Origin of the sequence: Algoriphagus aurantiacus (genome assembly GCF_035156405.1) — a bacterium.
In the GTDB taxonomy this organism is placed as follows: Bacteria; Bacteroidota; Bacteroidia; order Cytophagales; family Cyclobacteriaceae; genus Algoriphagus; species Algoriphagus aurantiacus.
On record NZ_JAXRUT010000006.1, the window covers coordinates 128184 to 154924 of the forward strand.

Annotated in this window: 25 protein-coding genes; 13 read left to right on the forward strand and 12 right to left on the reverse strand. The window is 40.1% G+C overall.

Annotated features, from left to right (window positions below; genetic code table 11):
- Positions 1–81: 81 nt before the first annotated feature.
- The 3 genes from argC to SYJ56_RS08370 all read right to left on the reverse strand — a co-directional run bounded on the left by argC (position 82) and on the right by SYJ56_RS08370 (position 3050).
- Complete coding sequence (argC, locus tag SYJ56_RS08360) at positions 82–1050, reverse strand: N-acetyl-gamma-glutamyl-phosphate reductase (RefSeq protein ID WP_323833370.1); 969 nt, start codon at positions 1048–1050, stop codon at positions 82–84.
- Positions 1043–2236 carry an argininosuccinate synthase gene (locus SYJ56_RS08365; RefSeq protein WP_323833372.1) on the reverse strand — a complete coding sequence of 398 codons (1194 nt, stop codon included), beginning with the start codon at positions 2234–2236 and terminating at the stop codon, positions 1043–1045. The genes argC and SYJ56_RS08365 overlap by 8 nt, the downstream gene beginning before the upstream one ends.
- 130 nt (positions 2237–2366) lie before the next feature.
- On the reverse strand, positions 2367–3050 hold the full coding sequence (locus tag SYJ56_RS08370) for a GNAT family N-acetyltransferase (protein WP_323833528.1): 684 nt from the start codon (positions 3048–3050) through the stop codon (positions 2367–2369).
- Between the two features lie 715 nt (positions 3051–3765).
- On the opposite strand from SYJ56_RS08370, the gene SYJ56_RS08375 reads away from it, so the two are divergent.
- The 4 genes from SYJ56_RS08375 to SYJ56_RS08390 all read left to right on the forward strand — a co-directional run bounded on the left by SYJ56_RS08375 (position 3766) and on the right by SYJ56_RS08390 (position 9864).
- Complete coding sequence (locus SYJ56_RS08375) at positions 3766–4470, forward strand: DsbA family oxidoreductase (protein ID WP_323833374.1); 705 nt, start codon at positions 3766–3768, stop codon at positions 4468–4470.
- A gap of 205 nt (positions 4471–4675) precedes the next feature.
- Complete coding sequence (locus SYJ56_RS08380) at positions 4676–5785, forward strand: BamA/TamA family outer membrane protein (RefSeq protein WP_416377792.1); 1110 nt, start codon at positions 4676–4678, stop codon at positions 5783–5785.
- Between the two features lie 303 nt (positions 5786–6088).
- Positions 6089–8512: a TonB-dependent receptor gene (locus SYJ56_RS08385; protein ID WP_323833378.1), complete on the forward strand. Its 2424-nt coding sequence runs from the start codon at positions 6089–6091 to the stop codon at positions 8510–8512.
- Positions 8513–8529: 17 nt separating this feature from the next.
- Entirely contained in the window at positions 8530–9864 is a 1335-nt protein-coding gene (locus SYJ56_RS08390; RefSeq protein WP_323833380.1) for a hypothetical protein, read from the forward strand.
- 267 nt (positions 9865–10131) lie between these two features.
- On the opposite strand, the gene SYJ56_RS08395 is transcribed toward SYJ56_RS08390, so the two are convergent.
- Complete coding sequence (locus tag SYJ56_RS08395) at positions 10132–11046, reverse strand: SMP-30/gluconolactonase/LRE family protein (RefSeq protein WP_323833382.1); 915 nt, start codon at positions 11044–11046, stop codon at positions 10132–10134.
- Positions 11047–11055: 9 nt separating this feature from the next.
- A complete protein-coding gene (locus SYJ56_RS08400; RefSeq protein ID WP_323833383.1) occupies positions 11056–11934 on the reverse strand; it encodes a TolB-like translocation protein in 879 nt (292 codons plus the stop codon).
- Between the two features lie 50 nt (positions 11935–11984).
- Here SYJ56_RS08400 and SYJ56_RS08405 point away from each other — a divergent pair, with 50 nt between their 5' ends.
- From SYJ56_RS08405 to SYJ56_RS08415, 3 genes are all read left to right on the forward strand, one after another.
- The gene (locus SYJ56_RS08405; protein WP_323833385.1) at positions 11985–13064 is read left to right on the forward strand and encodes an oxygenase MpaB family protein; all 1080 of its coding nucleotides are present in this window, start codon (positions 11985–11987) and stop codon (positions 13062–13064) included.
- Between the two features lie 109 nt (positions 13065–13173).
- Positions 13174–13479: a DUF2752 domain-containing protein gene (locus tag SYJ56_RS08410; protein WP_323833387.1), complete on the forward strand. Its 306-nt coding sequence runs from the start codon at positions 13174–13176 to the stop codon at positions 13477–13479.
- On the forward strand, positions 13472–13852 hold the full coding sequence (locus SYJ56_RS08415; protein ID WP_323833389.1) for a TM2 domain-containing protein: 381 nt from the start codon (positions 13472–13474) through the stop codon (positions 13850–13852). Before SYJ56_RS08410 ends, SYJ56_RS08415 begins: the two co-directional genes overlap by 8 nt.
- A 119-nt stretch (positions 13853–13971) precedes the next feature.
- On the opposite strand, the gene SYJ56_RS08420 is transcribed toward SYJ56_RS08415, so the two are convergent.
- From SYJ56_RS08420 to SYJ56_RS08440, 5 genes are all read right to left on the reverse strand, one after another.
- A complete protein-coding gene (locus SYJ56_RS08420) occupies positions 13972–14937 on the reverse strand; it encodes a c-type cytochrome (protein ID WP_323833391.1) in 966 nt (321 codons plus the stop codon).
- Positions 14938–15251: 314 nt separating this feature from the next.
- Positions 15252–15482: an alpha/beta hydrolase family protein gene (locus tag SYJ56_RS08425; RefSeq protein WP_323833393.1), complete on the reverse strand. Its 231-nt coding sequence runs from the start codon at positions 15480–15482 to the stop codon at positions 15252–15254.
- Positions 15483–15513: 31 nt separating this feature from the next.
- A complete protein-coding gene (locus tag SYJ56_RS08430) occupies positions 15514–16527 on the reverse strand; it encodes a DUF3500 domain-containing protein (RefSeq protein ID WP_323833395.1) in 1014 nt (337 codons plus the stop codon).
- A 344-nt stretch (positions 16528–16871) separates the two neighbouring features.
- A complete protein-coding gene (locus tag SYJ56_RS08435) occupies positions 16872–17321 on the reverse strand; it encodes a GNAT family N-acetyltransferase (RefSeq protein ID WP_323833397.1) in 450 nt (149 codons plus the stop codon).
- 219 nt (positions 17322–17540) lie between these two features.
- On the reverse strand, positions 17541–18251 hold the full coding sequence (locus SYJ56_RS08440) for a hypothetical protein (RefSeq protein WP_323833399.1): 711 nt from the start codon (positions 18249–18251) through the stop codon (positions 17541–17543).
- 48 nt (positions 18252–18299) lie between these two features.
- Here SYJ56_RS08440 and SYJ56_RS08445 point away from each other — a divergent pair, with 48 nt between their 5' ends.
- Positions 18300–18827 (forward strand): HEAT repeat domain-containing protein, encoded by a 528-nt coding sequence (locus SYJ56_RS08445; protein WP_323833401.1) that lies wholly within the window; start codon positions 18300–18302, stop codon positions 18825–18827.
- Positions 18828–18879: 52 nt separating this feature from the next.
- On the forward strand, positions 18880–19512 hold the full coding sequence (locus SYJ56_RS08450) for a hypothetical protein (RefSeq protein ID WP_323833403.1): 633 nt from the start codon (positions 18880–18882) through the stop codon (positions 19510–19512).
- On the opposite strand, the gene hrpB is transcribed toward SYJ56_RS08450, so the two are convergent.
- On the reverse strand, positions 19509–21995 hold the full coding sequence (gene hrpB / locus SYJ56_RS08455) for an ATP-dependent helicase HrpB (RefSeq protein ID WP_323833405.1): 2487 nt from the start codon (positions 21993–21995) through the stop codon (positions 19509–19511). The two genes, SYJ56_RS08450 and hrpB, sit on opposite strands and share 4 nt — an antisense overlap.
- 178 nt (positions 21996–22173) lie before the next feature.
- Here hrpB and SYJ56_RS08460 point away from each other — a divergent pair, with 178 nt between their 5' ends.
- The 4 genes from SYJ56_RS08460 to SYJ56_RS08475 all read left to right on the forward strand — a co-directional run bounded on the left by SYJ56_RS08460 (position 22174) and on the right by SYJ56_RS08475 (position 26257).
- Positions 22174–23196 carry an alpha/beta hydrolase gene (locus tag SYJ56_RS08460; protein ID WP_323833407.1) on the forward strand — a complete coding sequence of 341 codons (1023 nt, stop codon included), beginning with the start codon at positions 22174–22176 and terminating at the stop codon, positions 23194–23196.
- 39 nt (positions 23197–23235) lie between these two features.
- Positions 23236–24513: a CitMHS family transporter gene (locus SYJ56_RS08465; protein ID WP_323833409.1), complete on the forward strand. Its 1278-nt coding sequence runs from the start codon at positions 23236–23238 to the stop codon at positions 24511–24513.
- Positions 24514–24609: 96 nt separating this feature from the next.
- Complete coding sequence (locus tag SYJ56_RS08470) at positions 24610–25950, forward strand: acyclic terpene utilization AtuA family protein (protein ID WP_323833412.1); 1341 nt, start codon at positions 24610–24612, stop codon at positions 25948–25950.
- Between the two features lies 1 nt (position 25951).
- The gene (locus tag SYJ56_RS08475; protein WP_323833414.1) at positions 25952–26257 is read left to right on the forward strand and encodes an AtuA-related protein; all 306 of its coding nucleotides are present in this window, start codon (positions 25952–25954) and stop codon (positions 26255–26257) included.
- Here SYJ56_RS08475 and SYJ56_RS08480 read toward each other — a convergent pair.
- Positions 26254–26601: an alpha/beta hydrolase gene (locus SYJ56_RS08480; RefSeq protein WP_323833416.1), complete on the reverse strand. Its 348-nt coding sequence runs from the start codon at positions 26599–26601 to the stop codon at positions 26254–26256. The genes SYJ56_RS08475 and SYJ56_RS08480 overlap by 4 nt on opposite strands.
- Positions 26602–26741: the final 140 nt, after the last annotated feature.

Here is a 26741-nt window from a genome sequence, read left to right on the forward strand (position 1 = left end):
ATGATGAATGAGAAATGATGAATACTGAATATCGAAGTAGCATTCATCAAACCTTGAATCTTGTGCCTAGCTTCTAATATCTCAGAATGCTATACTTTTCAAATTCAAGCCCATCCTCTCCTCAAGTCCAAACGCTAAATTGTAATTCTGAACTGCCTGCCCTGAGGCACCTTTTAATAGGTTGTCAATGGCAGAATAAATCACCAATTGCCCGGCTTCTTTTTGCACATGAACAATCGCTTTATTCGTGTTCACCGCCTGCTTCATGTCGATATCCTGTTCTGAAACGTGTGTAAAGGCAGCATTTTTGTAAAACTCTTGGTATGCATTTACCGCTTCTTCTTGGGTTCCTTCAAAAGGAAAATAAGCTGTAATCCAGATACCTCTCGGGAAATTGCCACGATAGGGAACGAAGAGTATTTCCGAAGAAAATTCAGAATTCAGTTGTTTAAAAGTCTGATTAATCTCCTTTAAATGCTGATGTGTAAATAGCTTATAAACAGATATATTTGAAGATCGATAACTGAAGTGTGAAGTCTCAGCAAGTTTCTTTCCTGCTCCAGTGCTTCCCGTGACCCCAGAAATCTGGATTGTGTCTTTCACCCAGCCTTTCGCGATAGCAGGAAGCAGGGCCAATTGGATCCCAGTTGCAAAACATCCAGGATTCGCAATCTTTTTGGCAGTCTTGATTTTCTCCGAATTAACTTCAGGAAGTCCATAGATAAATCCGTTGGACTCATCCCGGAAGTCAGTTGACAAATCAATCAAAACTGTCTCGGAAGAAAAGGAATGTTGCTCCAAAAACCCCTTGGTCTGACCATGGGGTAAACCAAGAAAAACAGCATCAATTCCTTCCGTTAGTACTTCGTCTGTGAAAATCAAATCACAGTCTCCGATCAGATCAGGATGAACGTCACTAACTTTTTTGCCTTTCTGACTATTGCTATGTACATAGATCAGTTCGCAGGCAGGATGATGAACCAGCAGACGAAGTAATTCGCCTCCAGTATATCCCGCCGCGCCTATGATTGCTGTTTTGATTTTAGTCATTGTCTGAGTTTACCTTGTGGAAAATCGAAGTCTGATTACCCAATATCCGGGTAAAGCCTTTCACATCTTCTGCTGTATAACCCTTGTTCATTTCGCCGTAGCTACCAAACTTATTGGACATCAAATCATGTTCAGAATTGATTCCTAGTAAAGTAAACCGATAGGGTTGAAGTAAAACCCGAACCTGACCACTTACGAAAGTCTGAGTGCTGCCCATGAATTCTTCTAAATTTCTCATCACTGGATCTAGGTAATGTCCCTCGTGTAGGTGATTGCCGTAGAATTCAGCCAACTGATTTTTCCAGAATAGTTGCCACTTGGTAAGCGTGTGCTTCTCCAGCAGTTGATGTCCCTTGATGATGATCAAAGGTGCTGCTGCTTCGAATCCTACACGGCCTTTGATCCCAATGATCGTATCTCCCACGTGAATATCACGGCCGATTCCGTAAGGCGCTGCCATGCTCTGAAGAGACTGAATAGCATCCACCGGGTTATCATAACTTGTTTGATCAATTCCTTTTAGTTCGCCAGCTACAAAAGTCAATTTAACTTCCTTCGGTTGAGTTTTCGTCACCTGAGTAGGCCAGGCATTTTCTGGAAGATATTCGGAGGAAGTAAGTGTTTCTTTTCCGCCTACAGAAGTCCCCCAAATTCCTTTATTGATAGAATAAGCAGCTTTTTCGAAGTTCATAGCTACGCTGTGCTTTTTCAAATACTCGATCTCTTCCGCACGACTCAATTTCAAATCACGAATAGGAGTGATGATTTCGATATCCGGAATGATAGTCTGGAAGATCATATCAAATCGAACCTGATCATTTCCTGCACCAGTAGAACCGTGCGCTACAGCTTTAGCGCCAATAGATTTGGCATATTCAGCAAGCGATTTGGCCTGAAGGATACGCTCTGCAGACACAGATAAAGGATACGTTTGGTTTTTCAATACATTTCCAAATACGAGATACTTGATCACTTCATTGTAATAGGTTTCCATTACATGAAGGATTTTAAATGATGCGACTCCTAATCCTTTTGCTCTCTCTTCTACATCCTTCAATTCTTCTTCGGAAAATCCTCCTGTATTCACTAGAACTGCATGCACTTCATAACCTAGTTCTTTGGAAAGATGCAAGGCACAAAATGTGGTATCCAAGCCTCCACTGTAGGCTAAAACTATTTTTTTCATGTGTTTATATTTTTCTTTCAAAGGTCACATGGAATTTCGCAAAACAAATAAGCATCCCACTGTGAGACATTCTTGGTCATGCTCGATTTCATCGAAATATGGTTTTTGCTTCCAAAAAGGAAGAATTGATTTATAAAAAGATGCTTGAAATGGTGTCCTTAGACTTATTCAATTTAAGCATCACGTATTTCTTTAATCTTACCCAGCGATCAAATAATTTGAGATCTTTTTTGAAGTCATCGCGTAGAGCCAACTCTTGGGTGTGATTTCTTTTCGAGTTTGGATCATAAAGCATCGCTGTGCAAAGGCAGTTTTGCCTGTTTTTGCTCATTAGTATCTCGTAATTGATACAGCTTTGGCAGCCTTTCCAAAACTCGTTGTCATCTGTAAGATCGGAATAGGAGACTGGAATGTATCCAAGTTCAGAGTTGATCTTCATCACCGCAGCTCCCGTAGTCAATCCAAAAATCTTAGAATCAGGATATTTGAGACGACTGAGTTTGAAGACTTCATTCTTAATCTGGCGGGCAAGACCGTATTTTCTGAATTCAGGAGATACAATCAAACCAGAGTTTGCCACGTATTTACCATGCCCCCAAGCCTCAATGTAGCAGAAACCTGCCCATTTACCCTCAGAGGTCAGTGCGATTACAGCCTTGCCTTCTTCCATTTTGGTCTCTACATAGGCAGGGCTGCGCTTGGCTATACCTGTGCCACGAGCTTTTGCGGAATTTTCCATCTCGTCGGTGATCTGTGTGGAGTAAACCTTGTGAGAAGCATTTGCTACAATAATCTGGAAAGAAATGTTATCCATTAGGGATTGCATGTGTTAATTCCGGTGTAATCGGAAAATTTGTAAATAAATCAAAGTGTAAAAGGGCGGGCACGTACTCCACATAGGAATACAATTATTTATCGAAGGGTTAAACCCTATAGAAAAATCTACACGTCCTTAGCGGAGTGAAAAAAGCAATAGCAACAGCCCTCTGAGCTATGGAAGTAGCAGAAATGAAAGATGGCGCTATGTGATTTACTTGTATCATGCGAATTGGGAGACAAAATTCATTCCTTACTAAGGAAAATGCAAGAGATTTGCTAAAAAATTTCAGGTATAACTTGAATTTTTACGGATATCGAAAAGTCAGGCATACTAATTTGTAAAAAATAGACTTTACGGAATATTATTTGGCGGCTAATTAACAAATTGGTAATTGACAACCCTAAATTATATAGCTTATAATCCACACTATCAAAAGCAGAATAGCTATCCAGGTGATCCAAGGGGATCGCTGTGGAAATTCAAATTTACATATAGGACAAATTTTGGCTTTGGTATCTACCTCCATAGCACAGGATGGACATTCTTTAGTTTTCACTGCTTGCTGAACTCTTTTTACTGGATTTCTATTTCACCATAAGTTAAGTAAAGAATCTAGCTATGAAATCGAGCATGACTCAAGCGTCACACAGACAGATGATTATTACCCATGCGAGATTCCATGTGGCCAAGGAAAATCAAATATAAACACATGAAAATAGAAATTTGGTCAGATATAGCATGTCCTTTCTGCTATATCGGAAAAAGAAAAATAGAAAAAGCGATCTCTAAATTTCCTCACAAAAATGAAATTGAGATCGAATGGAAAAGCTTTCAGCTAAATCCTGAGCAGATCACTGAGCCTGATAAGAGTTCGGCAGAATACTTGGCAGAATTGAAAGGATGGACTTTGGAACAAACAAAGGAGATCACCGGCAATGTAGCTAATATGGCTGCTCAGGAAGGTTTGGAATATCATCTTGATAAAACCGTGGTGGCAAACACACGAAAAGCCCATCGACTGCTGCATCTAGCTAAGTCTGCCGGTAAAGGCGATGAGATGAAAGAAAGCTTGCTAAAGGCTTACTTTACAAGTGCTGTCAATATTGATGATGATGCTGTGTTATTAGGTCTGGGAAGAGGAATTGGGTTGGATGATAGTGTGATCAATGAAGTACTGACTTCTGACAAATTCGAAAGCGAGGTAGAGCAAGATATTTACGAAGCCAGGCAGGTGGGTGTGAGAGGTGTTCCATTCTTTGTATTGGATAGGAAGTACGGAATTTCGGGTGCGCAGGCAGATGAAGTTTTTGATCAGACACTAGTGAAAGCATGGGCTGAATTTTCGAAAACCAACCCTACCATAGAAGTAGCCAAGGGTGCTGGGGAAGTCTGTGAAATTGATGGTGACTGTTAATTTGTCACTGCTGAATCAACATGATCATGAACTTATCATCCTCTTTTGTTTTCAGCCTAATAAATCTCAATTCATACCTACTTCCTCTAAAAGAGAAACATTCCTTCTGGATATTAAGTAGTTAGAGAAAAGTACGTCTTAGTATTTTACATTTGCATTCCCCTCAACACACAGTATCAAAAACATCCTAAAAATAAGTGTTCCTATCCTGTTGCTACTTTTTTGTGAGAGCAGGATAACCTATTCTCAAGGTTTTGTAAAAAAATATATCAACAGTCTCATCAATGATACTTCGGATATAAGAAACCCGCAGTTTTTGGTTTATCCCACGGTGGCCTATTCTCCGGAGACTAGCTGGGAAATCGGACTTTCTTCGCTTTATGTGTATTATTCCAAAAGAGACACAACCAACCGCCTTAGTGAGATTAGCGGCTTTACTTTTTTCACTTTGGAAAACCAATATGGACTTTGGTTTGACCACGCATTGTATTCTGATCAGAGTAAGTGGTTTTTCCTTGGGCGATTACGATTCCAGAGTTTCCCCTTGAAATACTATGGAATCGGAATGGATAGCTCACCGGATTACTTGGCTCTGGTGGAAGCTAACCAAATTCTCATCAAAGAGCGGGTACTGCGCAAAGTAAGGAATAATCTTTTTGTGGGAGCTGAATTGGATTTTCAGCGTCTTGGGTCAGTTAATTTTCTCACAGCTCCTGAGACTTCTGATTTTGAACTGCCGATTGGTAGTGAAGGCTCCACCAATTTTGGTGTAGGGGCTGGGATAGTATATGATGACAGGCACAATGTGCTTAACGTACGAAATGGGTTTTTCTCTGAGTTAGGATATCTAAGATACTTCGAAGGGATTAGTGACTATGAATTCAATATGGTGGTCTCAGATACTAGAATTTATATACCAGTGGGGAAGCACAATGTGTTTGCAGCACAGCTTCTGGGGCAGTTTAATACTGGAAACATTCCTTTCAATCAGATGGCATTGATGGGAGGAGACAGTATGATGCGGGGATATTACTCTGGACGTTTTCGTGACAATAACCAACTAGCCACACAGGTTGAAATGCGTTTTCTTCCCCTTCCGCTGGGCTTTTCAAAACGAATTGGTGCAGCTGCCTTTGCCGGGGTAGCTACCGTCTTCTCGGATTTCTCCAATCTTAACCTCGACAAAATAGCTTGGTCAGCAGGGGCTGGTTTGCGTTTTTTGCTTTTCCCGAAAAAAGATATCTACACGCGCCTAGAATATGCGCTCACTGCTGAGGGATCAGGATTCTATATTTTTATTGGAGAAGCATTCTAAAGACTATGTATGGTTTCGATGAGATGGAAATGAAGCAGTTTAACTGCTAAAAAGTAAGTTTCAATTCTAAAATCGTTCTATTAAACCGCTGGTTTATAAGAATCATCAAGTCGATTTCTAACTTTTTTTATTCGAGTTTTTACATCCTATATTTTATATGACATTAATTAATAATGAGTTATATGATATATTTCAAGCTGTTTTACGGAAGATGTTTAACATTTTAAAATTTTTCATTAACCTTATTTAGATTAATTATAATTAAAGTATAATTTTGCTGCCATAGTCACACACAGGCAGCATATGAAAACAATTTATACTCTTTTGATTTTTAAGCTCAGCTTTTTGGCCTCCGTTTTTTGTAATGCTCAAACCGGAAAAGTATCTGGGACCTTGAAATTTGAGGATGGCGCCCCAGTCACTTATGCATCTGTCTTTATCGTATCCCTCAAAAAGCAAGCATTGACGGATAGTAAGGGTAGTTATGAATTGAATGATATTCCATTTGGCCCACATCAGGTGCAAGTAAGAAGTATCGAAATCCAGCAAATTAACTTTGGAATCACCATTGATAGGCCTAGCCTGAAACTTTCTAATGTAGTGAAAAGGTCTAGTGATAGCGAACTTGACGAAGTGCTGGTAGAGGGAGAATCTTTTAAAAGTGAAATAGAGGCTACCGGCTTTGCAGTCAATGTAATTGAAACTAAGAGGGCTTCGCTCCAGTCTCTGCAAACCAACGATCTGCTGAATAGATCAGTGGGTGTGAGAGTTCGCCAAAACGGAGGCTTGGGCTCTACTGTTTCCTACAATCTTAATGGTATGTCTGGCAATTCCGTCCGAATATTCATTGACGGCGTTCCCATTTCTACTTATGGTGCTTCTTTTAGTCTTAATAGTATTCCTCCGGCATTGATCGAGCGGATCGAAGTCTACAAGGGTGTAATCCCTGCACATCTAGCAGATGATGCACTAGGCGGAGCTATCAATGTGATCTTAAAGAAAGGTGCCATGAACAACCTTACAGCTTCCCTGTCATATGGATCTTTTAATACCCAGCAAGCAAATTTCAGCGGATCATACCGCAACTCAAACACAGGGTTTACAGCAAGAGCTTCCGCATTTTACAACCACTCTGACAACGACTATGAAGTCTGGGGCAAGTTTGTAAGAAACATTCTTGCAAATGGTCGCTATGAATATGTAAGAGCCAAGCGCTTTAATGATGCCTATCGATCCGTGGGTGCGAATATTCAACTTGGTTTTACCGACGTAAAGTGGGCAGATCAGTTCTACTTGGGCTTCAACGTATCTGATGATTATAATGAAATACAGCATGGAACCTACATGACTATTCCATACAAAGGTAGGTTCACAGAGTCCCAAGCTAATGTGATGAGTTTGACTTATTCAAAAAGCGATTTCCTAACAAAGGGTTTGGAAGTGACATTTAATGGGATGTTCAGCGACAGAAAACAAGTAGTGAATGATACGGTTCGCTGGAACTACGATTGGTTTGGTGAGCAGAGTATAGGGCTAAATGGTGATCCAATTTTAAGACCAAGCGGCGCACAGCAGGGAGCTCCGACGATCAACCACATCAACAGAAACATTGGAACCTTCAGAGGGGGGCTTACTTATTCTCTTTCTGCCAACCATAAGCTGGTATTTAGTCATATGTATTACACCATAGATAGGACACAGCGGGATGAAATGAGGCCTGTGGCTGAAAGAGAATTCATAGGTACCAGAGATTTATTTAAGAATATTTCTGCCTTAGCATATGAGGTGACACTTTTTGAATCAAAGTTTAAAGCCAATCTTTTTGGCAAGTATTACCAGCAGAAAATCGATAGGATGGATCCAAAACTGGTCACCGAAAATGGTGAAAGAGTAAAGGTGGAAGATCGAGTAAGCAGCGACAGAAATACGAGCGGGTATGGATTGGCTACTTCTTATGCCTTAAAGAATAACATTACAATTCTGTTGTCCGGAGAGAAGGCGGTAAGAATGCCTTCGGAAAATGAAATATTTGGCAGTCCAGGAGAAAATATCATTGAAAACCTTGGAATTAGACCTGAAATCAGCAACAATCTAAACATAGGTTTGAGAGGCGGTCCATATACCTTGAATACCACTCATAAGTTCACTGTCTATGGATCAGGATTTTTAAGGGATACAAAGGACAAGATCGTAAGGAGAATCAATCCTAGATTGAATGACGCCGTACAGACAGATCCTTTTGAGAATTTGGGAAAAACAAAATCCATTGGTTTTGAAGGGGAGATTAACTATTCCTTCCGAGATAACCTTAGCGTTCTGGTCAATTTCTCCAAGTTCAACTCAGTGTTTAACATGAGATACGACAACAACGGCAATGAGTACACTTATTATAATCAGCAACTTCCTAACGAGCCCTTTTTCACTATCAATTCTACAGTCCAGTATGGATTTAAGGACTTGCTACAAGAAAGATCTAAAGTAAATCTCTATTACAGTTTTGGATTTGTAGACCGTTTTTACACCACTTGGCTGGAGATTGAAGACTTCAGAACTCCACGACAATTTATCCAGGACATTGGAATGAATTACGTTTTTCCAAGTGAAAAATTAGTCCTAAGTGCTGATTTGAGAAACATCTTCAATAAACAGGCTTACGACAATTTTGCAGTTCAAAAACCTGGAAGAGGCTTCTACCTGAAATTAAACTATACCATCAATAAATTTTAACCAACCACAAGTAAATTATGAAAAAGCAATTCTTAAACTTTTTAGTACTCGGAGCGGTAATGGGTACTGTAATCCTTTCCAGCTGTAGTGATAACAACGATGTAGATCCAATCATTCCTCCTGTAGAGCAAGAAGACCGATGGATCACTGTTGCAGGTGCATTAATGGGCACCAACCCGGGAGATGGAAATGGAGGAACTATGGTTTATTCTGTGACCAAAGAAGAAGCTAAAAATCCAGATGTGCAGATCAGTGTCTACGAAGATGGATACGGAGTGAAATCCAATAGAACTGCGCGTCTTCAGTCTTCTGAAGATGGAAGTACACTTTTTAATATTGCTTACACAGGTGACAATGGAGGAGAATTTTCCAAATATACAGTGAACGGAGGCGGGGAGTTTTCTCAATCTGATGTGTCTGTAAATATCTCACAGTACGCGGGGACATCTCCCCGTTGGCTGAAATTATTCGATGGAGACAAAACAGGCGTTGCTTTGAATATGGCTAACATTCAGGCTAACAATGCTCCGGAGACTGGAAATGAAAGTGATCCTTTTGCTTACTACAGAGGTACAGCAACTATTTTGGCGCTGGATTTACAGGAATCTCTGATCAGAAACTTTGTACAATACCCTATCCCTCTTACCGAAGAAGAGGAAGCTGCAGGTCATACAATTTTCAGGTTGGATGGATCTGTCTTGAACGCAGCTGGTGACAAGCTTGTCATTGGAACTTGGATGCGCAAATACAATGTGGAAACAGGTGAGACCCAAGGAGACTACGAAAGATTAGGATCCAAGTCTGTGGTTGTTGATTATCCATCCTTTGCCAATCCAACAGTGATTAATTCTACAGTTGGTCATGGTGACAATAGCGGCTATAGAAGTCATTATAGCTACCTGGGTGATGATGACAACATCTATCAAGCTACAGAGAGGGATCCAAACGGTTCTCATATCCTAAAAATCAACCAGAATAATGAATATGATAATTCGTATGTTTTCAGCTTGAATGAGGCACTTGGTCTTACAGGAGTAACCATTGAAGCTTGGAAATATGCTCAGGATGGTAAAGCGTTTGCGCTGATCTCTCATGATGGAGCTGAAAATGGCTTCGTAGTCTGGATGGACTTGAATGCAAGAACAGCTTCTATCGTAGATTTGCCTTATGATGCTGATCTAGAGTTCAACCAATACCAAGGTTTCGTAGCAGACGGATCAGAGGTTTACATCGCGATCACTCCAGTAGGCAAAAACGGTAACATTTACATTTTGGATAGCAATACAGGCGTGGCCACAAAAGGAGCTACTTTGGTAAACCAGCCTGGAAATCACTACATCGGTATCTTCTAAATTCAGCGGATTCCAAGGCTTATCCATGATCTTTTTGAAGAGAAAAGAGGAGGGTTAGCCAAAAAAAAATCCCGGAGAAGAAGCTTTATATATTGCTTCCTTTCTGGGATTTTTTCTGTAATTCATTTTAACCACAGTGTGCGCGGAGGGCACGGTTTAGTGACATTTATAGCATATTTGTAAGTTCCATTATCCTACTTTTCTAGAAGCTAGATCGAATTGCACTTTCATGCCTGTTTGTGAAAAACCTTAGCCGGTGATCACCATTTACCAAACCCCTCTGGCTTTCATCTGTAAAGTATAAACTGCATCTGAGGCCGTGATAAACAATGTTTTTCTATCCAACGCACCAAAGACCACATTTGCAGTCCATTTTGCCGGAACTTCAATGTGGGCAATCTGCTCTCCCTTCCGATCGAATACTGTCACGCCATCACCTGTCAGATAAACATTTCCCCGCTCATCTATGGTCATTCCATCAGAGCCCATTTCGCAGAAAAGTTCCTTATTAATCAAATAGCCATCTTCACGGATTTCATATTTATAGGTTTTCTTGGCGCCTATGTCCGACACAAAAAGAAACTTGCTATCGGGAGAACCCACTATTCCATTTGGCTGCACTAGATCGTCAGCCACCTTGAATAATTCTGTCCTATCAGCGGATAAAAAGTAAACATCCTGACCTTCCTGCTCAGACTCTTTGCTCCGGCCTTCCCAGTAGGGTCTAACGTAAAGTGGATCAGTAAAATAAATGCCACCTCGCGGACGGACCCAAAGATCATTTGGACCATTTAGTTTTTTGCCTTTGAAAGCAGTAATCCACACTTCATGATTGCCATCAGTATCAAAAGCCCAAAGTTCATTTTTGTTGTCAGCACAGGCTACCAAAGTGCCATCTAACATAAAATACATTCCGTTTGATCTTCCAGCATCTTCTTTGAACACGCCGATTTCATTAGACAAGGCATTCCATTTATGAATGCGATTATTTGGCTGATCGGTAAAGAATACATCTCCAAAGCGATTTACTGCAGGGCCTTCGGTAAAGGCAAAGCCATCCTGGACTTTTACTAATTCTGCATTTTTTGCAACAATGCCTTTTTTGTCGTCAATTTCCTGAGAAAAAGCTTGTGCACCAATAATGAGCGAAGCCGCAAATAGGGTTGATTTAATAGGGTTCATAGTGTATTGTTATTTTCTATTCATTACGACCACTAGCGTATTTAGATCTTCGCTGTAGGCCATGCGGGTAATATTTTGATGTGTACTGGAGGTGATTTCACCAAGAGATGTCCATTCCGGGTTATTGTATTTTCTGATGAAAACCTCATTTCCGGAAGCCATCATCAGATGTTTTTTATCAAGCCAAATAAAATCCTGAGAATCCGAAATCCCCTCAAGATATACTTCTCTGTTTCCATTTTCTATATCATAGCTCTTAATAATCCCTGCTTGGCTTTCTGAAGGCTGAGATAAATAAGTGATTTCAGATGTCTTGGGGCGTTTTTTTACAGATCTAGCTATTGCGGAATCTATTTCGATTATATCATTTCTCCCTCTGGCATACACCAGTTTATTTGGCTCTCCAAGGACAAACATAGCGGCTTTATTGTCGTACCAATCGTAATATCCCACAGGCTCTATATCATCATAGAGTAACTCAGCAGGTTCAAAACTGGTAGGGTATAGCCAAATTCTCTGTTTTTTGTCTTCTTCCATTACTACTGCTGAGATGTACATCCCACAGTCGGTAATACTTGGTGAAAACTCACTACGATCAGATGTTTTTGACAGATTGGTAAACTTATCAGATTCGAAATTATAAACAATGATATCGTGATTTCCATTTTCATCTGCCGCAGAGAATACCAATTGGGTTTCATTGATAAAACTAGGTTGATTATCATATTCTGGTCGGTCTGTCAGCGTACGGGCTGATTCAGTCAACAATTTAAGATTACCTCCTTTTCCACCGGTATTGATTATCAAAAGGTCAGATCCACTTTGGGCAAAGCCGGAAAAGGCACTAATAAAAAATGAAATAAACGGAAAGCAAAAACTCTTTTTCATCTGATTTACTGAATTTTTCAACCAAAATACAAAATCAAGGTTAGAATGATGTGAGCAAATTAAAACTATACCAGAATATCGAATTTGATCGGTTAAGATCTATTCAAGATCCACTTGCAGATCAGTTGGTTAGCCTATTAATTTTAAATCCAGAATTAATTACTTTAATAAATACCTGGAGTGAAATACCAGATAAAATTGAAAAATCATATCCTAAAGAGTTTCAGGATTTCTTCAACTTTTACCTGACACAAGATGATATTCCTGAAGAGGTTTTGGTAAAGGGCCAGAAAATCTTTGATAAAAAAGGAGACCTCTACCTGTCCATGCTTGGATTTTACTCTCTTCCTTATGCCTATGCTTTTGGGGATGGTGCAGAGGTCCTTGTCCGGTCCAAGCGAATACTTAGTGATATCGGTCGCAGATTAGGTGAAACTGGGAGTTTTATTTTAGATATTTTCGAGCCACGGGCGTTTCTCACTAAAAAGAAAGCCTTTCTCACTTGCGCAAAAGTCCGTCTGATTCACGCTTTCAGCCGTTATTTTATTTCTCATTATGCTCCTGATTGGGATGATCGCTTCGGCAAACCCATCAATCAAGAAGATCTGATCGGGACCAATCTGTCTTTTAGCCTGATCGTAATCCGTGGATGGAAAAAAATGGGGTTTAAGGTAGAAACTGCAGAAGTAGACGTAATAATGAAGTACTGGAAGTGGATTGGGCGATTGATGGGAATCCAAGAAACTTATTGGCCGGAAAACCCAAAGGAGACTTTTGCACTTGAAAAATTAATCCGAAAACGTCATTTAAAATCCTCAGATGCTGGCTATCAACTGATCCAGGCCCTGATCGGTTATTATAAAAGATCGATTCCTGATGCTTTAATTTCGACTCAGGTAGAGCCCATCTTGAATTTCTTTCTTGGAAATGAAGTCTCAAAAACTTTGGGTATCCAATCTTCTGTCCCGGTCAATGGGGAATTGCTTGGGTTGGTATTTAAATTTTCCGGTTGGAAAAACTATGGAGCTAATAAAGGATATCTCCAAATCGCACGGCAATTTCAAACCAACCAAAAAGTGCTCTATGGCAAAGAATTAGAAATCAAATTACCTGAATTAAAGCGTTCATAAACGAACACTTTTATGTACGTTTGCATTCATCAATCATAACTCCAACGGGTATATTGGCCCAATTAGGGCGTTTACAAGCAATGGCATCTTTTTCGTACATCTAGTAGACATGAAGGTAATAACCCAATGGATATCAAACCTGCCGCTAGAGCTGATCTTCTGGATCGGAAGCTTAGTAGCAATTCTTTTCTTGGATCCTCATGGAGGGAGTCATTTTAGTCTCTGTCCTTTGAGTCAACTGGGATTTGAATGGTGTCCGGGTTGTGGCCTAGGTAGATCTATGAGTCTTCTCGCAAGAGGGGAATTTCAAGCTTCCTGGGACATGCATCCGCTGGCTTTGCTGGCGTATGTGGTAATTACCACTCGAATCTGGCAACTTATTAAAAACTTAAAAACAACACACAATTATGGCTAATGTATTAAGACATCTTCCCGAGTTGGAAGGAATGGAACTGGGTTATATCCAGGGTTTGATGAAAAACATGGATGAGGATCAGGCATCTCTTTTCGCACAAGTTTACCGTGCTAGAAGAAAAGACGCTCAGATGATTTTGATTTTAACCTTACTGGGCTTCTTTGGATTTGCGGGACTACATCGATTTATTCTGGGACAAATAGGCTTGGGTATTCTGTATATTTTGACCCTCGGACTTTGCTTTATTGGTACTATAGTCGATTTGGTTAATTATAAGAGCCTCGCATACGAGTACAACATCAGGGTAGCACATGAGACTATGAACATGCTCAATGCTAACTATCCTGGAGACGCAACGAACACGACTACCTAATTATAAACTTAACGAATGCGAAAGCCGGAATCTCTTCCGGCTTTTTTATTGGGGAAATACTTGATTTTAGTGATTTAGATCAACTTTTACCGACTGAGCTAGTTACTATTCGAGCTAACTTATTCTTTCATTACAACAGTATGTTCAATAAGGTTTTTCGTAGGAGGTAAAGATTTCAAGTACATGTAGATGGCTTTTATATCTACCTCATCCATCATTGCAAAACTAGACCAAGGCATTGGAGTACCTTCATGGACCAACCCTGCTTTAAGCCTCTGGACAAAAGCTTCTTCAGTCCATTGCGCCAATAATCCAGTTTCAGGATCAGGAGTCAGATTTGGTGTAATAAAAGTAGCTGATACCTCTTCAAAGGCTAGACCACCTGAGAATTTTGGCCCTGTAAACTCTCCACTTTTGAGGTCCCTAGGTGAATGGCAGCCTACACAGTTAGCAACAGAGTTAGCCAAATATTCCCCATAAACTACAGAAGCTTCTTGTTTCAAGGACTTCTGGGGCATTGCACCGGGTTCTATTGGTTTGATCATTCCAAGTGCAAGTACTGCCTTGCCAAGGAAGGTATAGTCTGATGCTTCAATTTTCTTAGAAACTGGAGGTCTGGATCTTAAAAAAGAGATAATCGAATTCAAATCATCCTCCGTCATATTCTCGAATGGCATGAATGGAAACAAAACTCTTCCATCATGACCCACTCCAAATCTCATCACCCTGGCAACTTCCTCATTTGTCAAAGATCCAATACCAGTTTCTACATCAGGTGTAAGATTTCGAGGTCTAAATATTCCAGGAGGAATTACTATTTGGCTTCCACCAGCTAAGGGAACCAGTTCACCAGCACTCATGGTCTCATAATCATCAGGAGCTATGTGGCATGTGGCACAATGGGCAGGCCCATAAACCAAGTATTGACCTCTTGCAAGAACGGTAGAGTCTGTACTCATAGACACTGCTGGGTAAGGGGCATCATATGATTTCTTCCATGAGAAGGAGACATAGGCAAAAAGAATGATTACGATGAGTAGAACGCCTACAATTAGGTACCCGAGAAACTTGAAAACTTTTTTCATAATGAAATGGATTAAAAATTTATGTGACAAGTCAAAAGAGAATTTCCTGAAATATGTTAGGATATATTCTGATTAAATCACTGTGATTAAAAATAGTGGCTGTGATTCTAGTGAATAACAGCATTAATGTAGGTATAAAAAACAATAAAAGTAATATGAAATTCTTAGAATAATACAACTAATAGCATAGCACTTAAACTATTCTAATATTGTATTGAATGGTAAATCACTAAAAAACTAGTGATGTATAGCTGTTTGCTTGCTAAAAAATCGATACTAATTTATCCTGGCTAATTGCTTGAAAACTGAAGTTTTTACTCTATCATAACGAATGGTTGTTTTTGCAAATAGCCCAAAGATTGAAGGAATTCGTCAGTAACTTCAACAGTCTTTTTATAATTTTCAAATCTTGGATAATTGAAGAATCCGTGGGGTTGGTCTTCATAAAGAATCAGGTCGCATCTACTTCCTACTTTTTCCATGACCAACTTATAGTATTGAGCAGTTACTACAGGAATCAGTACGTCTTTGGTGCCAATCAACATAATGTGTTTTATACATGTTACTAAGCTCGTTTTAATGATCGTGGTGATCTGAATTTTTATAATGTTCCCTGATTAAATCCTTCCCGAAGTCTCCATCAAAATCTCTCCAAACCGTGTGGATGTGATTAGCCTGACTTTGGGTATTGTCAAATTCAATCAAAAATGATTTTCCCTGTATTCTATAATAATGTCCTTGTCCCAACTTCGTGCTGCTAATCCATCCAAACCTAAGTTCTCCTAATTCCTCTCCCTTTATGTTTTCCATCCTTATTTCCGCTAACTCTTCCGGCATGGTCGATAAATACATATCAATAATACTTAAGAAAGTATTCTTTTGACTTGGATTTAATTCGTCAAACTTGATTCCAACTGGGACTAACGGTTCTACTTTAGGAGAATTCTTGGTATAAATATCATTGAATAAATTCTCTTGAAAAATGGCAACACTCTGCTGTTCCTGACTTAATGAATTGATCATCTCAAACCCTAAATCCTCCTCCTTTTCTAATGTCCTTTCTCCCTTCCTTGGGCCAGAAAGAATAGTTGCTGGACTAGCACCTAAAAATCGAGGCGCCAGAGATTGCACATTATTCAAAACTGTAAAATTCAATGAAATATGATGGCCCTCAAAAGACCATGCCCAAAGGCTGTCCTTTTCTGGATCACCATAAAAGGCTATAAAATATTTCTCTGGATCTCGCATAGCAGAGTCTCCTGAGATCTCAAGCAGTACATTTTCTAAATCCATGATTTTGCGAGTTTTGATAAAACCCATTTCAGATAGAGACATCTGAAGTAATTCGTTAAACAATTCTTTCTGATTTATTGATAGTTCAGCCAGTTTTAGGCCTGCACGGGAAAACATTGTACTTGGTATATAATGCCAGCTAGACTTAGAAACATCATCAAAGCTTAGCTGCGCTTTTTCTCTTTGATCTTGAGTCAAAGAATTCAAAAATTGAGTCGCGGGCCTGTCTTGGGAAAAAATAAAAGCCAGAAATAGCGATGTAAAAATGATCAGGCTAATCACAATGAACTTTTTCATAGTAACCTATTTATTAAACATGAAATGATTTTATGTAGCTACAAAGTAGGGCTAATTATTTTATTTAAGTCTTTCCAAAAAGCTAAGATCACCATTTAATAAAAGCTCTACTGTAGCTTCTGAATTTTGAGGATCGAGGTTTTCATGTTTTTCTTTTTGGGAACAGGAAAACTGTAGAGAGCTGATAAAGCAATAAAAGAGTAAAATACGTTTCATGGGCTCTAGTATGATCTAGAACTCCATAAGTTACTAAAGATGAAGCGCTTTTGAGACGATATCACATGAAATTAAGTGTTCAACTCTTTTAAGCAGATTCTTAAATATTAGAACTCTTGACTAGAAATCTAAACCTGAGTCGTCATTTCTATATGCTCGATACCATCCTCTAAGTATGTTTCTCCAGCATCCTCAAACCCAAGAGACTTATAGAATGCATTCAGGTAGGTTTGCGCACCAATTCTTACAATGCAAGGTCCATATGTGTCTAAAATAAACGAGAGTGAATCTTTCATCAACCTTCTTCCTGCACCAGTCCTTCTCGCTTTAATGTCACTTACCACTCGCCCAATGGACACTTCAGCGAATGATGCACCGGCAGGTAAAATTCTAGCATATGCTACTAATAGACCTTCTGCTTTGATCATCACATGAAATGCTAGCTGATCTTTATTGTCAGCATCTTGAAAAATGCAATTCTGCTCTACCACAAACACTTCATTACGAAGTCTAATGATTGCATAAAGCTCATGTATGCTGAGTTCTTCGAAAGGCTTGATGATAGTTTCCCGTTCCATTGATTAACTTCTTAATTGAACTACCCAATTTATAACATGATTGTCAGCCATTAAAACACAAGCTTAGAAATAGTGGCTTTTGCTTATGGAAAGTGAACAAGAGCTAAAGACTGTGTTCTGACGGGTCTAAGTCATGAGATACAACCATTTATCTGTAATCAGAATACCCAGTTCTTGATCATTGAAGTTTGGATATAGACCATTGAGTTTTTATTTAACTCACCAATCTTCCTCATCATTTTTCTCAGATATTTGTGAGCCATCTCCTTGTTCAAAAAACGCTGCTCCTTTTTCAGAAAGTGTTAAATGAATTCCGATCAATTTCTTGTGAATAGTTTGTAGAGTCTCAAAATCAGGCTGCTGCACATGGAAGGGAATGCTCATTAGGTTTTCTGCCTTCTTGGAAAAAGGAGTAGGAGTATCGCTCCCGAAAAAGTATGGCCAGAGGGTTTTTCCACAACTGATTCCCCAGGTGGTAATAGGAAAATTCTCTTCATATTGCTGGAGGCGCTCATTGATCTCTTCAAAGAACTGCTCAGATTCACCCAATCTCAGCCTAGAGCCAGCTCTGGATTTACCCTTGGTCTTAAGGTATTTGATCTGGCTTTTGCCCTGCTTTTGCCTCACCATATAAGCTCGGAATACTTTATGATCCAGCATTTCCCCATTATGAAAATAGCCCGTCACAGCTATTCCCGCACGGATCATCACCAAAGCCAAATGGAAATCATCTTTTACAGAAAGCAAACCCGAATCACTTGGACTGGTGTTCCAAGGAAGAGAAATCTTGGCCAGCCAAGCATCCGAATCAGATATTACCCACTGATGCTTAGTCTGTTCGAAGGTACCCAACAGTCCTTTCTTTTCAGAGACTTCCAGTATGGTCTGGTACTTTTCAAGACTAATTAACTTTGGGTTACCGGAAATCATAGCGAAAGAGGCTTTTCAATTATATTTGCACAAATAAACCGAAAAATCATGGACGAGGAAATTGAAGGCTTGATCAAACGTATGAGCGATCCAAATGAAAAGGAAGCTTTCTATTTTGCAGACAAACTGGGCAAAATCCTGGATAAAAATGGGAGAGATAAGGTAATAGAATTGGTGAAGGGGGATAATTGGGAGGTTTCATACTTGGCGTGTAGAGCTCTTTCAAAATCTCCTTTCAATGAGGAATCCCTTGATGCCATTTTTGAGGCGATTAACGACAAAAAGAATCGAGCTCATCAAGGTGCCTTTGTTCAGATTTTGGAAGAGTTCGATTTAAGCCTTCGCTTTGTGGATATTTTCAGGGTTTTTCTTTTTGGAAATTTCAAGGCTCAGGCACTAGCCAAAATGTTTTTGGATGAAGTGGAATTTGACATGACACCTCGTACGCTTAGGAAGACAGAGAAGCATTGGAATCACTACTTGCACAACCCTGAGGATGAGGGGAGTATGCAATTAAAAAGAATGGAAGTAGAACCAATCCTACGAGAAATTAGAGAATTATTTTCTGAGGATTAACAATATTTGCCTGATTCTTGTGTTTTTATCATACAAAAAAAAGGTTTTCGTCATGAAAAAAATGGATGTTGTTTGCTTGCACTCGGAGTTTTTTAGAGATCATGGATTTGTGTTAAATCAATCTCAATTGTTATTTGAGAAAGATTTTATACATGGCAAGCAAGTTGTGTTTGTACATTACGTAGAGGGATCAATTACTAGTTATATCGAGTATCATCTAGGTATACGTATCAATGAGGTAGAAGAATTGATCCAAAAATACCTGCCAACACCCAATACCTATGCCAATCAATCGATTACTCTTGCCCAGACCCCGTACAATTTGGGGAGTTTATCCCCAAATAAAATTATAGTTTCCAGTAAAAATGAGTTGTCTAAAGTAGTTAATTCAATTGAAGACTTTTTTTTAAAGACAGGATTCAATTGGTTGGATAAAATGATTAATCCTGTCATTCTTGAGCAGGAATTCCTACATCAAAAAGAAAATCTTTTTGATGCCTATAATATGGTGGAATCTGCATTCAGATCTACCGCACTTAGTAGATTATATAATCCTCAAGATTACCCTATCCTTCGTCAGTCATTCTTAGAGAAAATCGACAGTGAAGTAATGACCCCTTTTACTATAGCGTCATTTTTGCAATTTTTAAATTTCCTTGATAACCTAAAAATAGTAGCTGCTTAAGACCGCCTTCTCACACCTCGCACAGCTTTGGCTGAAATTGGATCATCCGGCCATTCATGTTTGGGGTAGCGTCTTTTTAGTTCTTTCTTTACTTCGAAATAGCCATTCTGCCAAAAACTTTTCAGATCCTGAGTAAGTTGCACCGGCTTATAACCTGGAGAAAGCATCTCAATTAAGACATTTACTTTTCCATTATTGACTGTGGGAGTCTCCAACAACCCAAACAATTCTTGAAGTCTCACCGCAAGCAACGGTATGTCCTCTTTTCTATACTCCAGTTTGATTTTGCTTCCTGAAGGAACTTCAATAGTAGAAGGAGCAAGCTTTTCTAATTCTTTTTGTTGCTCAAAATCAAGGGAATGCAATAAAATCTGACTGATGTTTAACTTTTTGAAATCATCATTCTTTTGTATTCCCTCCAAGTACGGTGCTATCCAAGTTTCAGGTTTCTCACAAAGTGAAGTGATAGACCAATCAGGCCAATTTTGTTTCGGATTCCATGCCTTAAGAGATTCCACACGCAAAATCAACTGCTCCACCTCTTCGTTGAAATCAAGCAGATAATCACCTTCTTCACGGATAGCTTCCAAAATAGCTTCCCTTACATCTCCGGGCTGGTACTTCGCCAAAGGCCGTGTGCCAAGAATAATGGACCCAATCCGAATCTCAGAATGAGCCTGAAGTCCGCCTTTTTTTCTATCCCATTTCAATACCTCCTTGGTTTTCAGCATTGGAGCTAAATCCTTTGGATTGATAGGGGCAGCCATCCAAATTTTCCCTATTCCTTCACGTGCATCCACATGAGCTACAGCCAACCAAGATTCGTGGGCAAGATCATCCTTGTGCCCAACCTGTGCTATTTTACCGTTTGCTAGTTGGAACTGAGCATTGTTGCCGGGTCTTGCTGCTGCTATCCGCTCAGGATATGCATAGGCTAGGAGCAAACCTGTCTGCCATGGATCAACAGGGCTGTTATCAGGCTGTATGGAAAACATCCTGCGATAGGATGTAGCCATCTTTTCTATTTTCTTGATTCTCGGAATGCTCACATTATGTTTTCTAAATCTCCGAAGCGCTTCAATTCTCAAATTCAAATCCACGCCCGCATCTGGCCCTAAAGGATCGCGTTCATCCAAAATCGCTGCTATATCGGTAGCCAAACCTAGTTGATCAATTTCCTCTGCATTAATCAGCATGTGCGCTATACGGGGATGGGTAGGCAACTGATGCACTTCCTTACCGTGTGATGTCAGTTCTCCATCTACAATAGCTTCTATGGATTCCAATGTCTTTTCTGCCAATGCCAAAGTGCCTGCAGGAGGAGGAGTAAGCCAAGTCATGGACCGAATATCCTGCTTACCCCAGGCTTTCATATCCAACACAAGTCCCGTGAGATCCGCCTCCATCAGTTCAGGAGTACGGTACTCGTGGAGTTGATTTTGAATGGCTTTCGTCCACAGTCTGTAACTATGACCCGCGGTCAATCGACCTGCCCTACCACTTCGTTGATCCGCAGAATCCTTGCTGATTCTATGCAATACCAGTCTTGAAAGTCCGGATCTAGGATCAAACTTGGATGATTTGGCGAAGCCTGAATCCACCACCACCGTCACTCCCTCGATGGTCAGGGAAGTTTCCGCAATATCTGTGGAAAGAACAATCTTTCTTTTCCCTGAAGGATGTGGCATAATTGCTCTATTCTGATCCCCGGGCGAAAGTTGTCCATAGAGAGGCACTACCAGATCATCCGGTAATGCCTTTCTCAAAATTTCCTGTGCTTTCCGAATCTCTCCCTGTCCGGGAAGGAAAACTAAGAAATCCCCGGTATAAACTTTAGTCAATGGAATAATCTGCCTTGCTGCATCTTCACCTATGGCATATTCATTCACTTCATTCAAGTAATTCACTTCCACTGGATACTGCCGGCCTTTGCTTTCGATCGCTGTTGATTTAAGCAAACCAGAAAGCACTTCGGTGTCTATAGTTGCGGACATAAGTAGGATCCGTAGGTCTGGTCTTAGCACTTGCTGCACCTCACGGCAAAGAGCCAGTGCAACTTCAGAATGAAGATTTCGCTCATGAAACTCATCAAAAATCACCAATCCCACATCTTCCAAGGCATTGTCTGAGTGAAGCATGCGCGTCAAAATCCCTTCTGTGATCACTTCCAGTCTTGTGTTCTTAGAAATAGCCGATTCAAAGCGGATTCTATATCCGATCAGATCACCCAACTTGGTATCCGTCATGGATGCCATGCGCTGGGCGATGGTTTTGGTAGCCAATCGCCTAGGCTCTAGCATAATGATCTTCTTGCCTGCCATCCAGGGTTCATTCAGCAACGTGAGGGGAAGCAAGGTGCTTTTTCCGGCACCCGGAGGCGCTTGGATAATCAACGAATTAGCCTGGGAAAGCTGGGATTTAACTTGTGGAATTATCTCCGCTACAGGGAGATCAAAGGAATTGTGATCGAAATCTTGAAGCATGCTCTGCAAAAATAGGATTTCTTTAAGTAGAAAGGGAGTTGTCGGAGTATTGCATCACAGCGATTATTGAGGCATGAACCAACTTCGATAAATATACTTTACCTTTTGCTCCTCTTCCATTTTATGAGTAATTAACGACACTGTTACAAAGTTCCCTTTAAAGTAAACCCAAAAAACCATGAGGAAATTATTCCTGATCTTATTGATGATAAGTGGAGTTCATCAATTCACTCTAAGCCAGACAGGAGGAGAAATACGGGTGGACTCTCTTTATAGTACTTTTCTGGAAAATGATTTTGGCGAAACAACCACCCGAGAAATCAGTGTTTACCTTCCTCCAACATACGAAGAAGGTGAAACTAGGTATCCAGTAATCTATTTCCTACACGGATTTACCGGCACGCATGAAATGTCAGGAATGAAGGAAATACTAGACTATGCCATTGTTTCGAAAAGAATCCGTCCTTTTATCTTGGTCATTCCAAATCAGTTGACCACTTATGGAGGCAGCTTTTACAGCAATTCAGAATATTTTGGGGATTGGGAAGATTTTACGGCATTTGACCTCGTTTCTTATGTAGACAAAAAATACCGTACGATTCCCACAAAAGAGAGTAGGGGGATTACTGGGCATAGCATGGGAGGATATGGTGCAATCAAACTTGCGATGCATCACCCGGAAATTTTCAATACAGTTTATGCCATCAGCCCGGGTGCGCTGACTATTGTACGGGAGTATGGTCCTAATAGTGATACTTTCAAAGAGCTTTCGACAATCAATACTTTTGAGGAATTAGGTAAAACATATTTTGGCAGTGTAATGGTTGCCTTTGCCCGATCTTGGTCGCCCAATCCAGACAAGCCACCATTTTTTTGCGATTTTCCGTTTGAATACAAGGGTAATCAATTGATCGTGCATGAAAATGTTCTGAAAAAATGGTATGCCAATATGCCGGTACACATGATTGATGATAACCTCGAAAATTTGCAAAAACTGAAAGCCATCAAGCTAGATTGGGGTAGAAATGCCGGTGAAAGATTCACAATCCAGTGCAAGATGTTCAGTCAAAGACTGGAAAATGTAGGAGTTGAACATTTTGCTGAGGAATATATCGGCACTCATGTAAGTGGGATTTACACTAAGGAAGGCAGAATCCCCCAGCAGGTATTGCCTTTTTTTGATGAATATTTAGAATTCTGACTTCATATAAACAACCGGAATGAGGTGTATTTCTAGCTTATGCTGTCACTTTTAGGATTTCTTACCATTGTTATCTTGCTTTTTTTGGTCATGACCAAAAAGGCTTCTCCAGTGGTTGCTTTGATACTTGTTCCGGTGGTTATGGGATTGATAGGCGGGTTTGGTTTTGAGTTAGTTGATTTCATAACTCAAGGGATCCAGACCATAGCTCCTACGGGAGTTATGTTTATATTTGCCATCTTATTTTTTGGGGTACTGACTGATGCAGGTACATTTCGGCCAATCATCAAAAAATTGCTGGGGTTTGCGGGAAATGATCCAGCCAAGATTTCCGTGGCGGCAGCGCTTTTGGCTATGATTGTCCATTTGGATGGTTCTGGTGCAGTGACATTTTTGGTGACTATTCCCGCTTTTTTACCCTTGTATGATGCTTTGCAAATGAAGCGGTCAAATCTTGCCTGCATTGTGGCCCTATCAGCCGGAACTATGAATATTTTGCCTTGGGGCGGCCCAACGATCCGTGCTGCTTCAGCATTGGAGGTTTCCGTAACAGAATTGTTTAATCCTTTACTGATTCCAGTATTGGTAGGTCTAGTTGCTGTCCTTATGATTTCATATTACCTAGGTAGCAGTGAAAAAACTACAGTCAAGTCATTTGACCTTGTCAGAGAGGAGAGCATAGCAAGTAAATTGGAGCGACCAAAACTTTTCTGGTTCAATATAATTTTGATCCTTTTGGCAGTGGGTATACTTGTCTCTGGTTTGGCTCCGCCCCATGTGATTTTTATGATTGCATTTTGCATTGCTATTACCATAAATTATCCAAAAGTGAAAGAGCAGGGAGAACGCATCGATGCTCATGCCAAAGCAGCGATTTTGATGGCCAGTATACTTTTTGCAGCAGGTTGTTTTACGGGGATTTTGAAAGGTTCTGGAATGATCGCGGCAATGGCTGACTCAGCTGTGGCTTATACCCCCGACTGGATTGGAAGCCATTTGGCGGTGATAACAGGAGTTTTGGCGATGCCTGCAAGTCTACTTTTCGATCCTGATTCTTTTTACTTTGGGATTTTACCGTTATTGTCTTCCACCGCTGTTGAGTTTGGAGGTTCAGGAATAGAAGTAGGAAGGGCAGCTATCATGGGGCAAATGACCACGGGTTTCCCCGTCAGTCCATTGACTGGAGCTACTTATTTATTAATTGGCTTAACAGGAGTTGATCTGGCGGATCATCAGAGAAAAACTATTCCGTATGCTTTTTTGGTAAGCATGATTATATTGAGTGTATCACTTTTAGTTGGAGCTATTTCCTTTTAGAACATGAAATCGAGCATGAGGAAAAACCTCACACACTGTGATGATTATAAACCTTGCGAGATTCCATATGGCCATAGAAAATCAAAATATAATCATATGAAAAAAATCAGAATAGGAAGCGGGGCGGGATATGGTGGCGATAGATTAGAACCTGCCATTCACTTAATGCAAAAGGGCAATTTGGATTATATCGGATTTGAATGTCTGGCAGAGCGGACTATTGCCCTTGCCCAAGAACAAAGAAGGATTGATCCTGATAAAGGGTATAATCATCTGCTCGTTCATCGAATGGAGCAAGTCATTCCTTTGGCCTATAAAAATAAAATCAAGGTGATTACCAATATGGGCGCTGCCAATCCGGAAAAAGCAATGGACATAATAGCTGATCTGGCTAAAAAAGCAGGTGCTTATGGGATGAAAATTGCAGCAGTTATGGGAGATGATGTGCTTGATATTGTCAATAGACAGCATAATTTGATCATCCTGGAAACCGGAAACCCACTAAACTCTATCAAAGATAAAATTATCTCTGCAAATGCTTATTTAGGTGCTTTGCCCATAGTGGAAGCGTTAGAAAATGGTGCAGATATTATTGTTACAGGCCGAGTAGCAGATCCCTCTTTATTTTTAGCTCCTATGATTTATGAGTTTGGATGGGGTATGGATGATTTTGTCAAACTGGGTAAAGGAACCTTGATTGGTCATTTATTGGAATGTGCAGGGCAGGTATGCGGTGGCTATTTTGCTGATCCAGGGGCTAAAGATGTTCCTGATTTATGGAATCTTGGTTTCCCTATAGTAGAAGTAGATGAATCGGGGGACGGGTTTTTGACCAAACTTGAGGGCACAGGTGGAGAGGTGACCACAGCAACTTGCACGGAGCAAATGCTTTATGAAATACATGATCCGGCAAGGTATTTTACACCGGACTGTGTGGCTGACTTTTCGCAAGTGGAATTTAAGGAAAAGGGGAAAGATAAAATTGCATTTACAGGCGCGAATGGTCATAGAGCTACTGATACTTTCAAGGTAAGTGTAGGATACCGGAATGGTTTTTTAGGAGAAGGTGAGATAAGCTATGGTGGGATCAATTGTCTGAAAAGGGCAAAACTGGCTTTAGAAATCATTCGAAGAAGATTAGAAGGAAAGGATCTCTCAGAATTGAGATTTGAAGTCATAGGCATAAATGCTATCAATCCATTTGGTACTTCGATCCATGAAATGGAGCCTTCAGAAGTCAGAATAAGAGTCGCTGGAAAATCAGGCTCCACTGCGGTTGCCAGTCAAATCGGCTTAGAAGTGGAAGCACTTTATACCAATGGGCCAGCAGGCGGAGGCGGTGCGTCTCAAAAAGTATCTGAACTGCTATCCATCGCTTCAGTACTTTTGCTAAAATCAGAAGTGACTACTAAAAACTTTTACCAAACCATAGCATGATATGAAACTTTGGGAAATAGCCCATTCCAGATCTGGAGATAAGGGTAATATCAGTAACATCTCCCTGATTGTATACGACAGGTCAAATTTTGAACTGATACTCCGGCAGGTAACTGAAGAAAAGGTTAAAGCATGGTTTGGCGATCGGGTAAAAGGTAAAGTTGTCCGTTATGCCCTTCCACAGTTGGGAGCTCTGAACTTTGTACTGTATGATGCACTTGAAGGAGGGGTTACCAGTTCAACGACTTTGGACAAGCATGGCAAATCCAAGAGTTCTTATTTATTAATGATGGAGGTTTTATCTTAAAATTTCTTCGTTACAAACCGATCAATCTGCTCCACATACCATCCAGCAAATCCCTTGTTTTCATGATCAACCTGAAATCCGGCGAGGTGATCTCCATCAAATTGGACAAGTTGGCATTTTTTACCAAGTTTACCCTGCAGTGCTAATGCATCACCGTGAGTGGTGATTGTATCGTTGGAAGCTGTCAAAATCAGAATAGGAACATCAATGGACTGGACAGCTTTTTCATAAAGTTTAGGTTTCTCTGGAAGCAGGATTTGTTTATCCAATTCCTTATAGCGATCCACAATTGCGGAAGTATCCGTTACAAAATTCCAACAGTGCAGAGAACAGGTGTGGGACACAGTGGTTTATCAACAAAGGGATATTTTTTTTGCACAAAATAAAGTTTCGATAACCTGTTTATTCAGTTCGTTTTAAATTACAAAAAATGCTTTTCACAGTTTTTTTTAGTGATAAATAATATTTTATTAAAATAATGAGG